Origin of the sequence: Parabacteroides sp. TM07-1AC (genome assembly GCF_003480915.1) — a bacterium.
In the GTDB taxonomy this organism is placed as follows: Bacteria; Bacteroidota; Bacteroidia; order Bacteroidales; family Tannerellaceae; genus Parabacteroides; species Parabacteroides chongii.
Map to the genome: position 1 here is coordinate 1,033,235 of NZ_QUKD01000001.1, position 13,864 is coordinate 1,047,098.

13 protein-coding genes and 1 tRNA gene are annotated in these 13,864 nt (G+C 45.2%); 5 read left to right on the forward strand and 9 right to left on the reverse strand.

Going from position 1 to position 13,864, the window contains the following annotated elements:
* Position 1 precedes the first annotated feature (1 nt).
* The 5 genes from DXD68_RS04430 to DXD68_RS04450 form a co-directional block, all read right to left on the reverse strand.
* Positions 2–412 (reverse strand): PcfK-like family protein, encoded by a 411-nt coding sequence (locus DXD68_RS04430; RefSeq protein ID WP_122360414.1) that lies wholly within the window; start codon positions 410–412, stop codon positions 2–4.
* Between the two features lies 1 nt (position 413).
* On the reverse strand, positions 414–1,529 hold the full coding sequence (dnaN, locus tag DXD68_RS04435; protein ID WP_122360415.1) for a DNA polymerase III subunit beta: 1,116 nt from the start codon (positions 1,527–1,529) through the stop codon (positions 414–416).
* A gap of 4 nt (positions 1,530–1,533) precedes the next feature.
* Complete coding sequence (locus DXD68_RS24640; protein WP_122360416.1) at positions 1,534–2,046, reverse strand: HNH endonuclease; 513 nt, start codon at positions 2,044–2,046, stop codon at positions 1,534–1,536.
* A 153-nt stretch (positions 2,047–2,199) separates the two neighbouring features.
* On the reverse strand, positions 2,200–3,474 hold the full coding sequence (locus tag DXD68_RS04445; RefSeq protein ID WP_122360417.1) for a phage integrase SAM-like domain-containing protein: 1,275 nt from the start codon (positions 3,472–3,474) through the stop codon (positions 2,200–2,202).
* 199 nt (positions 3,475–3,673) lie between these two features.
* A tRNA-Pro gene (locus DXD68_RS04450) sits at positions 3,674–3,748 on the reverse strand.
* A gap of 217 nt (positions 3,749–3,965) precedes the next feature.
* Here DXD68_RS04450 and DXD68_RS04455 point away from each other — a divergent pair.
* The gene (locus DXD68_RS04455) at positions 3,966–4,601 is read left to right on the forward strand and encodes a recombinase family protein (protein WP_122360418.1); all 636 of its coding nucleotides are present in this window, start codon (positions 3,966–3,968) and stop codon (positions 4,599–4,601) included.
* A 76-nt stretch (positions 4,602–4,677) separates the two neighbouring features.
* On the opposite strand, the gene DXD68_RS04460 is transcribed toward DXD68_RS04455, so the two are convergent.
* The 4 genes from DXD68_RS04460 to hypF form a co-directional block, all read right to left on the reverse strand.
* The gene (locus tag DXD68_RS04460) at positions 4,678–6,738 is read right to left on the reverse strand and encodes an acetate--CoA ligase family protein (protein ID WP_122360419.1); all 2,061 of its coding nucleotides are present in this window, start codon (positions 6,736–6,738) and stop codon (positions 4,678–4,680) included.
* Positions 6,739–6,817: 79 nt separating this feature from the next.
* Positions 6,818–7,573, reverse strand: a complete 756-nt coding sequence (hypB, locus tag DXD68_RS04465; RefSeq protein WP_122360420.1) for a hydrogenase nickel incorporation protein HypB — start codon at positions 7,571–7,573, stop codon at positions 6,818–6,820.
* Positions 7,574–7,589: 16 nt separating this feature from the next.
* Positions 7,590–7,931, reverse strand: a complete 342-nt coding sequence (locus tag DXD68_RS04470; RefSeq protein ID WP_122360421.1) for a hydrogenase maturation nickel metallochaperone HypA — start codon at positions 7,929–7,931, stop codon at positions 7,590–7,592.
* Positions 7,924–10,245 (reverse strand): carbamoyltransferase HypF, encoded by a 2,322-nt coding sequence (gene hypF, locus DXD68_RS04475; RefSeq protein ID WP_199715394.1) that lies wholly within the window; start codon positions 10,243–10,245, stop codon positions 7,924–7,926. The genes DXD68_RS04470 and hypF overlap by 8 nt, the downstream gene beginning before the upstream one ends.
* A 134-nt stretch (positions 10,246–10,379) precedes the next feature.
* Here hypF and DXD68_RS04480 point away from each other — a divergent pair, with 134 nt between their 5' ends.
* The 4 genes from DXD68_RS04480 to DXD68_RS04495 are packed head-to-tail and all read left to right on the forward strand — an operon-like array spanning position 10,380 to position 13,858.
* Complete coding sequence (locus DXD68_RS04480) at positions 10,380–10,607, forward strand: HypC/HybG/HupF family hydrogenase formation chaperone (RefSeq protein ID WP_122360422.1); 228 nt, start codon at positions 10,380–10,382, stop codon at positions 10,605–10,607.
* Positions 10,604–11,686: a hydrogenase formation protein HypD gene (hypD, locus tag DXD68_RS04485; protein WP_122360423.1), complete on the forward strand. Its 1,083-nt coding sequence runs from the start codon at positions 10,604–10,606 to the stop codon at positions 11,684–11,686. The genes DXD68_RS04480 and hypD overlap by 4 nt, the downstream gene beginning before the upstream one ends.
* Entirely contained in the window at positions 11,686–12,732 is a 1,047-nt protein-coding gene (hypE, locus tag DXD68_RS04490) for a hydrogenase expression/formation protein HypE (RefSeq protein WP_122360424.1), read from the forward strand. The genes hypD and hypE overlap by 1 nt, the downstream gene beginning before the upstream one ends.
* Before the next feature lie 28 nt (positions 12,733–12,760).
* Entirely contained in the window at positions 12,761–13,858 is a 1,098-nt protein-coding gene (locus DXD68_RS04495; protein WP_122360425.1) for a hydrogenase small subunit, read from the forward strand.
* The last annotated feature ends 6 nt before the right edge of the window (positions 13,859–13,864 follow it).

Consider the following 13,864-nt stretch of genomic DNA (forward strand, 5'->3'; position numbering starts at 1 on the left):
ATCAGAACAGACTCATTTGTTGAACACTTTCATCTACCTTTTTCTTAGCCGGCTTCTTTTTGAGCGATCGGTATTGTTCTTCGGCCAATCTCTTGATGGCAGCCTGACGGGCAGCGTTCTTTTCCTCCTCCGTAAGTTCTACTTTATGGGAAGAAGAAACGGAGCTACCCGCAGAAACTTTTTCTATCTTAATATTCTCTTCATCGTAATAATGTACGGCCATGCCAAAAACTTCATCATCCTTCATAACCACCTCGGTTCCACGTTTACGAGCTTCACCTAATATATACCGGCAACAATCATCAACACTTTTTCCCGGTTTTGCATACGTTGCTGCAAACAATTTGTCGTCAACTGCGCGTTGATCCAAATATTGCTTGATAACTATTTTAAAATCCTTTGGTGCTTCCATATCATTGAATTGTCATAGGCATTAATAAATAAGTGAGCTCTTGACCTTCCTGCTGTTTTTCCGGCATTATCAGAATAGCAGAATTGGGCTGATTAAATGTTAGCTTGGTACGTTCAGCGTCAATACAAGAGAGCATCTCTAAAATAAGCGAACCTTTTACTCCTATCTTAAATTCATCATCTTTGAATTCAGCAGAGAGCGTTTCTTCAGCTGAAGTAGAAAAATCAAGATCATTTGCTGACACAACAAGTCGGTCATGATCAGCTTTGAACAATATAAGGCATGTTGATTTATTTGAAAAAACAGTAGTGCGCTTAATTGCTCCTATCAACTGCTTTGTATCTACCACAAGCTCCAGGGGATTATTATTAGGAACAACAGCTTTCCAATTAGGATATCGGCCTTCAACGTTTCGGAACGAAATTTCAAAATCCCCAAAAGTAACAACAGACCAGTCTGTCCCTACCTTTATTTCCAAATCATCCGAAGAAGCCGGTATAATACTTTTCAGTATAGAAGCCATAGGCCGGCTTACAATAACCGTAACTTTATTGATGCAGGACTCCTTTTTGTAGGAGAAAGAACCCAATCCATGTCCATCTGTTCCTACAAAGGTTAGAGTTTTAGAAGAAGCCTCAATAAGCACAGTACTCATTACAGGACGGAGTTCGTCTTCTGCTGCCAGGTTTACAACCTTGGCTATTCCGTTATAGAACTCCTCGGCAGTCGTATTTATACAATCTGATGAATCAAACTCTTTCTTATTGGGATAGGAAACTGTTTCATAGCCCATAAATTCAAATTTACCACCGAAATATTTAATTAGGATCTCTTTATTATTCGGATTTATGTAAATGTTTAGCGGTTGTTCCGGAAGAGTTTTTAATCCATCCAAAATTGCAGTCGGAACACATACAGACATGTCTTCGTCAGAAATACATTCCAAACTTGTCATTATTCGCCCTTCACTATTTGAAGCTGTAAGAAACAACCGACCTTCTTTTGTTTCAAAGAGATAATTTCCGAGGATCGGTAGAGAGGGTTTCGAAGAGATAATCTTCGAAAGAAGCTGCAATTTGTTCAGCAGCGCAGTTTTTGAGATTGATATTGTAGCCATGATTTTAATAATTAAATTGATTTACGATACATCCTATTTGTCTCATACTTACGCCATATTCTGCAGATAATTCCCTGTATTTATAATTTCCTGTTGAATATTTTTGACAAATCTCTTTTCTTTGAGCATCAGAAAGCTTTGAGCGATTGTGTTTTTCTCCAAAGTGTCCGAAATGCCCGCTTCGCTCACCTTTAGCCTGACGGTTTTTGGAGTCCCTGTCAGCCATATTTTCTTGATGGGTGGCCCAGCGTAAATTTGAAACATTATTATTTTCTTTATTGTCATCCAAGTGCATGACACAAGGAAGATCCTTTGGATTGGGCAAGTATGCGATGGCTACAAGTCTGTGAACTGACATTAATTTTTTCTTTCCATCAACATATAAGCATAAAAGCAAATATCCATTTGGGTGCTTATAAGGACTCAAGTACAAACCTGTGTTTACATTAAAAACCCTACCATCAGCTGTTACGTGGTAGTTATCAAAATCTGGAATATTACTTTTGATTTTTGTCATAGTGCCAAATTTTATGCAGGCACCAGGTAAGTCGTTATTTATTGGGTGTTTACGGGAAAGAAAGAAGCAATGTGTATAAACACAAAAAGTTGGACTTCAAACTTTCGTCTAAAATCCAACTCGAATTCTCTGCTGCAAATATAGGAAGCTTTTTTATACCTGCAAACATTTTGCCTTCTTTTTTTGAGATATTTTTTTAAGGTAGTCTAAAACAGCCCGATTTGATTTGTCGAATATGGAGTAATCAATCTCTATATAAATATCAGCCATCTTATAATCATTGTTCACATGACCAAGGCAAAAGTCCACATCCGCTTTAGGAACACCGGCTTTATTCCTCGCAACACTCGCCCAGCTGTGCCGGATCCAGTTCGTTGTTAATTCGCAGTGCAGGTTTAACTCATTTGCGATCTGCTTTAATCCCTTATTGACTGCTTTCATAAAACTTTTATGACTACAATATTGCCGGCGAAAATATGACAGGAAAGCAATATCACTATACTGTTTTATAAGAGGCTCCAATTCCGGTTCTATCCTAATCGACAACGGGAACCGGTACACATTATCTTCAGTTTCGGTTTTGCTCCGCTCATATTCAAGCCGGCCTCTTTTAGTTCCTCGCATCTGGTACAAGTCTTTTACATTTATTCCCATCATATAAAACATGATCATAAATACATCACGCGCCATATTTGCCCTTTCGGTCGAGAAGCGTCCATCCCGTATCCGGATTATGTCTTCGGCAGAGATCGTTTTGCGTTCTCGGCGATATTTGGGTACTTTCACCTTTGAAAACGGATCGTTTGGTATCCGTATGATATCATAATCTTCATTATTATAATATGCCTTAGCTTTATTCAATAGAGACCGAATCGCCCGAAGATAGTTACTGATACCACCTGGAGAAAGCGGTTTTCCTCCCTGGCCAGAGATAGACAGCTGCTGCTTAAATTCGTTCAACCGTTGAGCCGTTACATCCCGAACATCAATCTTTTTCCGGTTATAAAACCAGCATAAAGAGTTCAAGGCTGTTTGATACCATTCCCGAGTAGCTTCTTTATCCGTTTTTTCTATAATACCATTGCAGAAGGCTATAAAGTCTATGAACTCATACTCCGGTTCCATAGCTGCCGTTATCTGCTCCTTGACCTCTATACAGCTCATGCGTGATACTCGCTCGATGCCAAGCTTAATACAGACACCACGATACTTTTGAATCAAGTTACCGAGTTCGTAGTTGAGTAAATCCGCATCCCGGTAGCCGGAAGTGATAACACCATCTTTACCCAGGTAGTCCTCCTGTATATAATAAGGAGTAGAAATATACTGCGATGCTTTGTTATGATAGATACGGATCTTGATATTTTTTGTTCCGTCTGATTTTATATGAGAATTTCCGGCCAGAACGACCGCTTTAAAAGTTGCCATAGTACTTCATGTTTTTAATGTTTGAAACCAAAAACATATTGTACAGAATCGTTTAAAAGATATTTAAAAGAAATACCATGCCTTATCGTCGCTTATTAAGGTGAAATAAGGACTTTTTGGCATAAAAAAAACGAGTCAATACATTATGTACCGACTCGTTATTTTTTCAATTAGCTGAAATACAGCCTTTTGTTCTCTGTCGGGGTACCAGGATTCGAACCTGGGACCCCCTGCTCCCAAAGCAGGTGCGCTAACCGGACTGCGCTACACCCCGTTTTACAACCCCTTTATTGTCGATTGCGGTGCAAAGGTAAGCATTTATTTTTATCCTCCAAATATTTCGTGTTCTTTTTTAATTGATTATTTTCGCATCTGTTTATTTACATGATTTAAAGGAAAGGAGGAAAAACAGCAGAAAGAAGAGAAAAATAAGGATGAACATATTGCTAGACAATATGTTATAATATAAACATATCAACATTGAAAACAGTATGATAATTGCCTATACACGAACATATTCAAACAAGCAACAAAGTGACAATCAAAAAAATGCGATTGAACAGTTTGCCGCAAACAATAACATTTCTATAGATAAATGGCATAAAGATACACGTACGACCTCCTCACGACACAAAAACAGGCTTGAAGAAATAATCAAGAATATGAACGCTGGCGACACACTGATTGTAGCCGATGTTACACGCCTGAGCCGGAGGTTGATGGAAATTATGCATTTGATCTTATTATGTATTGAGAAAAAGATAACCCTTTATTGTCTTAAAGAGGGCTATACTTTTGAAAATAACGTTGACAGCAAGACGTTAGCATTTACTTTCGGGCTGGTTTCGGAAATCGAAAGCAAACTGATCTCGACACGAACAAAAGAATCGCTGGAGATAACCAGAAGCCGGGGTAAAGTCCTCGGACGACCGAAAGGAACTCCTAAAATGGATCATCTGATGGCTCAGAAAGAGCAGATAGAAAAGGAACTCAACAGAGAAAATGCGACCTATGCCGAATTAGCCGAGTTCTACCAGGTATCGCTCAGTTGTTTTAAGAATTTTGTCAGAAACAATATTTCACCTTCCCATCCCGGACGAAAGCGGAGAAGAAGAGAGACGGAATAATGACAATATAAATAAAAGGGGAATTGAAACAATCGACAGGCTTATGTTTTCAATTCCCCTTTTTTATTTGTCAGATTTATTTTTCTATCCGGATACGGGCATCTACCGCAAACAATCCACGGTCGGTCGCCAGAAGCGGATTGATATCCATTTCTTTTATTTCAGACGCAAAACGCAGTATTGTAGAAAGACGGACGATAATATCGGCATACTGTTGTTCGTCGATACCTTTCTGTCCACGCGTTCCTTTTATAATCGGATATCCCCGCAAAGAACGGATCATTGAAAAAGTCTCATCATACGACAAAGGTGCCAGACCATAAGATACATCTTTCAGCACTTCGACAAAGATTCCGCCCAGACCGCAGAGGATCACATGCCCGAAACCTTCTTCATATTTAGCACCCAGGAACAATTCCTGCCCTTTCAACATGGGCTGTACCATGACAGCCGTCACATCCGGCAAACGCATCATACGTTCAAACTCAAACAACAGATGCTCTTCGCTACGGATATTCAGGGCGACACCTCCGATATCACTTTTATGCACCGGACCGACCACTTTGGCTACAACCGGGAACTTTACCCGTTTGGCAAAAGCAATCAACTCATCCTTATCGGTCGAAGTAAACTCTTCCACCAGCGGAATATTGGCAGCACCCAATAAGGTACGGACCTGTTCGGGAGCCAGATACCCGTTTGACGGGAGCTGGTCGATGATGCGGCGTACTTCAGGCACATTGACTCCGTAGAGTTGTATATCCGTGCTCATCGGCTTCGGCGTATTGAGCACACGCGAAAGTGCTGTACCCAATGTTACTTCATCCGAGAAATTCACATGCCCTTTTTTAACGAAGCTACGCACTTCCGGTCCGGCTGTCACGATAGAAGGCAATACCGGGAAGATAGGCTTCTTACATTCTTCCATCTTCTTATGAAGCACTTCATAAGCGTCATATAATTTGACCAGTCCGGGACTTCCGAAAATGACCATCATCAAATCGATTTCCTCGAAATGATTTTCGCAATAATCGATTGCCGTAGCCAGATGTTCAGGTGTTCCGGTTCCGATAATATCGATCGGATTACCTACTGCTGCTCCCGGATATAACTTGGATTTCAATTCCGCAGCAACAGGCCCTTCCAGGTTAGGAACATTCAGACGGCCTTTCGAAAGAGCATCGGCCAACATAACAGCCGGACCTCCGGCATGTGTGATGATAGCGCAATTCTTCCCTTTTACATCTTTCAAGGTAAAGATGCTGGCAACAGTCGTCAGTTCTTCACGGCTGAAACAACGCACGATACCCGCTTTACGGAACAAAGCCTCGACAGCCGAATCGGAACTGGCAATCGCACCGGTATGTGAAGAGGCGGCACGTTTGCCGGACTCCGTACTTCCCGCTTTGATCGCTGCGATATGGCATCCTTTGCGGATCAGCGAAGAAGCATGATAAAGCAGTTTGTCGGGATTCTTGATCTGTTCGATATACAGCATCTTGATTTTCGAATCGAGTACGGGATCGAAATGGCGGTCCATGTATTCGATCACCTCCTCCACTCCGATCTGCTTGGAGTTACCTACAGACCAGACAGACGAGAAGCGCAAACCTTTTGTCAACGCCGACTCAATAATGAAAAGTGCCGTACCGCCGGAACTGGAGATAAAATCCACTCCGTCCGGATGAAATTCGGGTATAGGTTGTGTAAATACACCATGAAAATTCATATTCATCAGTCCGATGCAGTTCGGACCGATCATGGATGCTCCTGCTTCATTCACACTTTCGAGCATCTGGTTCTCCAGAATCGCCCCTTCATGAGTCTCCTCGCCGAATCCGGCAGAGACTACGATAAAAGCTTTTACATTCTTCTGCTTCGCTAATATATCGACAGCTTCAGGACAGGAAGGACCGGGAATCGATATGATAGCCATTTCCGTATCCGGTATATCGTTTACGGAATGATATGACTTCAGACCTTGCACGTCGTCTTCCTTCGCATTCACAACATACAGTTCTCCTTTATATTTACCATCGAGGAGATTTCGTACCAAACGCCCACCCGGCTTGTGTACATTATTTGAGCCGCCTACAACGACTATGCTCTTCGGGTCGATTAATTCTCGGTTAATCATAACATTTTGATTGTTTAATTCAGTGAACCGGAACAAATATAGCTTTTTTCATCTATTTATTCATCGGATTCCGGGTTATTTATTTACATTTTGCGCATTCCCGGCATAACCAGTCACACCAGGCATCCATCCCGTCGCCTTTCGTAGCCGACACTTCGAATACTTCCAGATGATGATTTACCTTTAAAGCATTATTCCTCAATGTCTCTATATTTGTATTGAGATAGGGTGCGAGGTCTGTCTTATTGATCACACAGACATCTGCTTCCGCAAAGATATGCGGGTATTTTAACGGCTTGTCATCCCCTTCGGTCGTACTTACGATAACGACTTTCTTTGCCTCTCCCAAATCGAACATGGCAGGGCAAACCAAATTACCGACATTTTCAATAAACAATATCGAGCCATTTGCCGGAGAAAGATGTTTGACGGCATGATTCACCATATCTGCCTCCAGGTGGCAGCCTGTTCCGGTATTCACCTGGAAAACCGGGATATTCAAAGCCGCAATACGGTCTGCATCGTTGGATGTCTGCTGGTCGCCTTCGATAACATACAGCGGCAGTTTCCCATTCAAACGACGGACGGTTTCTTCCAGCAATGTCGTCTTTCCGGAACCAGGCGAACTCATCAGGTTCAGGCAAAAGATTTCTTTTGCCTCAAAATAACCGCGGTTGCGTTCAGCAAGCAGATTGTTTCGCTGAAGTATATCCTGTTCAAGTGTTATTACCTTATCTTCATCGTGGTGGTGATGATGATGTTCATGGCCATGATCATGAGTATGGTCGTGTTCGTGATGATGATGGTGTTCTCCACACCCGCAAGTTCCACACATAAGCGTTTTGTATTTATTATTTAATAACAATCGATTTCACACGAAGTTCTTTTCCTTTAAGGATTTTAACACAATAAGAACCACATGCCGGACAAGGCGTGAATAAAGCATCCATCGGAAAGACCCGCCCGCAATCCGTACAAGCCCCTTCTCCGTCGATAATATGACGAACGATCGAAGCATGTTCAAGCATGGAACCTTTCACCGCACTTTCAAGGGCGAAGTCAAGCGTATGCAATTCCACACCCGCCAGGCGTCCGATTTCCAGTTCCAGTTCTTCGACGGCTTCCGAATGACGATTGCGCGCCTGTTCCTCTGCCAGCTCGACAATACTTTGAGCAATAGACATTTCATGCATAATCAGTACTATTTTTTCGGGAAGCGGCAATCGCCAGCTGGCCAACGGCAACTCCCCCATCATTACAAGGTATACGGCCCGGGACATACAAAGGAATGCCCTCATCCGCAAATAAACGCTGCAACTGTTCCGTCAACCGTTTGTTTTGAAAACAACCGCCGGAAATGATTACCCGGGTCGCACCGGTTTGTCGCAGATGACGTTTAGCTTCCGCCAGCAGAAGAAAAGCCATTGTATTATGGAACTTCGCCGCTATATCACAGACAGAGACTCCGGAAGCCAGATCATCCAGCACTCCTTCAAATAAAGGACGGAAAGAAACAACCTCTTCTTTTATCAGAACCGGATAATGTGTCGATTGTTCACTTCCCGCCGCCTGTTCCAACCGCACCGGGGCTTCCCCCTGATGCGTCGACACATCACAGAGACCAAGCAGCGAAGCGACGGCATCAAACAACCGGCCCGCACCGGATGTATAAGGTGTATTAATACCCTTTTCCATCATGGTTGTCAGCAGCCGGATTTTATCAGCGCCTATCCGTTCAGTAAATCCTTCCGGAAAGCAGGCGGAGCTTCCCCGATAATGCCATAAATAAGCTACAGCCATCCGCCAGGGTTCTAAGGCTGCCTTATCGCCGCCGGGTAAAGGTACATATTCAAAGTGCGACAGGCGGCTATACGCTTTCCGGTCACAGAGGAAAAACTCTCCTCCCCAGACTTTCCCGTCATCTCCTAATCCGGTCCCATCCAATACGATGGCAACGACTTTTTCATGCAAACCATGTTCCAGCATACAGGCGGCAGCGTGGGCATGATGATGCTGTACCTTCAGCAAAGGCAATCCGGAACGTAGCGCTATACGTTCTGCCTCCCGGGAAGACAGATAATCGGAATGCATGTCGCATACAAGCACAGAGGGAGTAAAACGGAAAAGATGCCGGAACCGTTCCATCGACTCTGTATAGAAACTGTAAGTTTCCCAGTTCTTCAAATCACCGATATACTGGCTTTGCAAAACCGTATCCCCTTTCCCCAGGGCAAACGTATTCACTTTCTCCGCACCAAAAGCCAGGATACCTTCTACCGGTATATCTGCAAAGAAAGGTTCCGGCACATAGCCCCGCGAACGACGGATCAGACAAGGTTGACCTCCGCAAACCTGTAAAACCGAGTCGTCCACCCGGTTATGAATATCCCGGTTGTGATGGAGCAGCAAGGTGACTTTACCGGACAGCTGTTCTTCTGCCTCAGCGGGTGTTATAGCAATCGGGTAATCGCTCAGGTTTCCACTGGTCATCACCAAAGCCGGAGTATCCAGGGCTTCAAACCAGTCATAATGCAGCGGCATATAAGGCAGCATACAACCCAATGTCTGCATATCACGGTTTATATCGGCTGCCAGCCTTTTCTTTTGTTGCAGCAACACGATCGGACGCCGCCAGGAAAGCAGGCAATCTTCTTCGACCGGATTGACTGCTGCATATCGCTTCAACTGTTCCATGTCACGGAACATAACGGCAAAAGGCTTGCTGTCACGTTGTTTTATCATCCGCAAGCGGGTTACAGCCTGTTCATTCAAAGCATCGCATATCAAATGATAGCCGCCGATACCTTTCGCAGCAATCACTTCACCTTCCGCAAGCAGGCGAACGGACAGGTCCAGCAATTCAGGATAGTTATCTATCTTTACATTATTATATATAGCATAATAAAAAGGCCCGCAATGATTACAGGCCACAGGTTGTGTATGAAAACGCCGGTCGCTGACCGTCGTATATTCTTTCCGGCAATCCGGACACATGGCAAAAGCCGACATAGTCGTTTGATACCGGTCGTAAGGCAGATCACGGATGATTGAAAAACGGGGACCGCAATGCGTACAATTGATAAAAGGATATCTCAGGCGATGCGGTTGTACCTTTCTGTCATGAAGGCATTCGGAACAAACGGCAATATCAGGCGCCACCTGCGTCACTTCTTCCGAATCGGAGTGGCTGGGAATAATGGTGAAACCGGTATATCCGCCGGCTTCCCGCTCCGTTTCCGAAACCTGTATGCTATGGATAAAAGCGACCGGAGGATGTTCTTCTCTGATCCGGGAAATAAATACCTCCTGTTGCTCCGGTGTCAGAACAGCATGAATGCAAACACCGTTATTCCGGTTATCCACCTCCCCTTCTATCCCCATTTCACTGGCTATACGATAGATAAACGGACGAAAGCCAACCCCTTGCACCAATCCACGGATTATCAATTTTGATATCTTCACCCTTCCTTGTTTTACAGTCCGAACAAATATAGAGGGTTTACCCATAATAAACAAACCATCCATCCGGCAATGCCGATAATTTTTATTTATCACTTAATAGATAATATGTATCATTTAACACATCTTTTCCCGAACATATTGGTTACTTTTGGAGTTGTTAATAAAAAACAAATAAGCTTATGTGTCTGGCTGTTCCTGGTAAAATAGTAAATATAGACCGTTCGGTGCCTGATCTGGCAATGGCTAAGGTCGATTTCAGCGGTATTACGAAAGACATTTGCATCCAATGGGTGGATGCAACGGAAGGCGATTATATACTCGCCCATGCGGGTATGGCAATATCTGTCGTCAATGCCCGGGAAGCCGAAGAGACGCTGGAGGACCTGAAAAAATTGGAACGCATATGAAATATGTCGACGAATATCGGGACAACGATCAGGTGCAGGCGCTCGTCCGCGCCATCCGGAAAGTAACGACCCAACCGTGGCATATTATGGAAATATGCGGCGGACAGACACATGCCATCGCCCGTTATCGTCTGGAAGAAATGTTGCCGGAACAGGTCCGCCTGCTTCATGGTCCCGGTTGCCCGGTCTGCGTCACACCGGTTACTCTGATAGACCAGGCTTTGGAATTAGCCAAACGTTCCGATGTCATACTGGCTTCTTTCGGAGACATGATGCGTGTGCCGGGGACCAACGAAGATTTGTTACAGGCGAAAGCACGCGGAGCAGACATCCGTATGCTTTATTCTCCACTCGACGCAGTCAGACTGGCGGAGACAAATCCCGGAAAGGAAGTTGTCTTTTTCGCCATAGGTTTTGAAACGACAGCTCCCGTCCACATGATGGCATTGAAGGAAGCACAACGGAAGAAACTATCCAATTTCTCTTTACTGACCTCACTGTTCACCGTCCCGCCCGCCATAGATGCGATCCTTTCCGATCCGGAAAGTAAGGTAGACGGCTTTCTGACAGCCGGTCATGTATGTGCGATCACCGGAAATTCAGCTTACCATCAATTAGCTCAAAAATATAATACACCGATGGTAGTCACCGGTTTTGAGCCGGTCGACCTGCTGCTGGGTATTTACCGTTGCCTGCTACAGCTGGAGAACGGAAGCTATTTTGTAGAAAATGCCTACCGCCGTGCCGTACCGGAAGAAGGGAATCCGGCTGCCCGTACTTTAATGGACGAAACACTTGAACCATGCGATCAGGAATGGCGCGGAATCGGTGTAATTCCCGGCAGCGGTTTACAATTGAAGAAAACATATGCAAACTATTCCTCTCGGGAGAAATTCCAGTTTCTTCCGAAAGAAACTAAAATTTCATCCGAATGTATTGCCGGAGACATCATGAGAGGTGTGAAGCAACCGTCCGACTGTCCTTTCTTCGGAAAGGCTTGTTCACCGGGACATCCGGTGGGAGCACCGATGGTTTCATCGGAAGGAGTTTGTGCTGCATACTATAAATATAGGAAATAATGAAGAACGAAGATTTTAGCTGTCCGGTTCCTTTTACCGATACCGATTGTGTGCTGATGGCTCACGGCGGCGGCGGAAGAATGACACATCAGCTGATAAGCACTGTTTTTTATCCCGCATTCCGCAATCCGTTGCTGGAACAGGATCATGACGGCTGTGTTTTCCCCGTACAGGAAGGACGCATGGCCTGTTCGACCGACTCGTTCGTCGTCGATCCGATATTCTTTCCCGGCGGCGATATAGGCGACCTGGCGGTGAACGGCACAGTAAACGACCTGGCCTGTTGCGGTGCCCGGCCTCTTTATCTGACAGCCGGATTTATACTGGAAGAAGGTCTGCCCCTTGCCGACCTGCAACGTATCGTCCGCTCCATGCGTAAAGCCGCCGACAAAGCCGGTGTGCAGATCGTTGCCGGCGATACGAAAGTGGTGGAACGCGGCAAATGTGACAAACTATTCATCAATACCAGCGGTATCGGAGTGGTACCGGAAGGTATCCGTATCGCTCCCGATCGCGTGCAGCCCGGAGATGCGGTAATCTGTAGCGGCCCGATCGGAGTACATGGCATCACGATCCTTTCTGCCCGCGAAAGTCTCGGTTTTGAAACAAATCTGAAAAGTGATACAGTTTCGTTAAACAATATGCTCGCTGAGTTGTTAAAAAATATAGAGGAAGTCCATGTGCTTCGCGATCCGACACGCGGCGGAGTAAGCGGAACACTGAACGAGATAGCGAATACAGCCCAGGTTGAAATCGTTTTAGATGAAGCATCCCTCCCCATACCCGATGCCGTGAAAGGCGCTTCGGAAATATTGGGACTCGATCCGCTTTATATCGCCAACGAGGGATTAGTGCTGGTTATCCTGCCGGAGAACCGTGCACAAGAGGCATTGGCTGTGATGAAAAACTTTCCGGAAGGAAAGGATGCAACGATTATCGGTCGCATAACCGGAAAGGACCATGCAATCGTTAAAATGAAAACACTGTATGGCAACTATCGGATCGTCGATATGTTAAGCGGCGAACAGTTACCACGTATCTGCTGAAATAAAGAAACCAATAAATTACGAAAATATGGAAAATAAAAGACCTACCGTCTACGAGGAATGCCGGCAAAAAGGCATCACCCGAAGAGATTTCCTGAAATTCTGTACCACCATGGCTGCTCTCATGGGACTGGAATCCACGGGCGTGGCCCAGGTTGTCAACGCGCTGGAAACCAAACCGCGCCTACCGATTATCTGGCTCCATCTCCAGGAATGTACCTGTTGTACAGAATCGTTCATCCGCGCTGCACACCCGATCGTGGCAACGCTTCTACTCGATAAGGTATCACTAGACTATACGGAAACGTTAATGGCTGCCGCCGGCGAACAGGCGGAAGCGGCCAAGGAAGAGACGATGAAAAAGTACTATGGTGAATACTTGCTTATGATCGAAGGATCGATCCCGACAAAAGACGAAGGTTATTGCTGTGTAGGCGGCAAAAGTGCCCTGCAGATTACTGAAGAGGCGGCAAAAGGGGCAAAAGCCATTATCGCCTGGGGTAACTGCGCATGTGCCGGTTGTGTACAGGCAGCCAACCCGAATCCTACAGGGGCAAAAGCGATCCATAAAGTAATCAAAGGTAAACCTATTATTAATGTACAGGGCTGCCCTCCTATCGCAGATGTGATGGCGGGTGTCCTCATCTATATGCTGACTTTCGACCGTATGCCGCAACTCGACGGCCTGGGACGTCCGAAGATGTTCTACTCCCGCCGCGTACACGATACCTGTTACCGTCGCGCCAACTTCGATGCCGGCCTTTTCGTGGAAAGCTTCGACGATGAAAATGCGAAGAAAGGATATTGCCTGTACAAAGTAGGATGTAACGGCCCCAGCACTTATAATTCATGCGGTATCATCAAATGGAATGAAGGAACCAGCTACCCGATCCAGAGCGGCCATCCCTGCCTGGGTTGCAGTGAAGAGAATTTTTGGGATAACAGTCCGTTCTACAAACGAATGCCCGATGTTCACGGTTTCGGCATCGAAGCAACGGCAGACCAGATCGGTCTTGCCCTGGGAGCCGCCACAGCTGCCGGTATTGCCGTTCATGCCGTAGCGACCAATATCCGTAAGAAAGAACTGATCGATAACGAAGAACCGGAAAGTAAATCTAACATCTAAATTCCC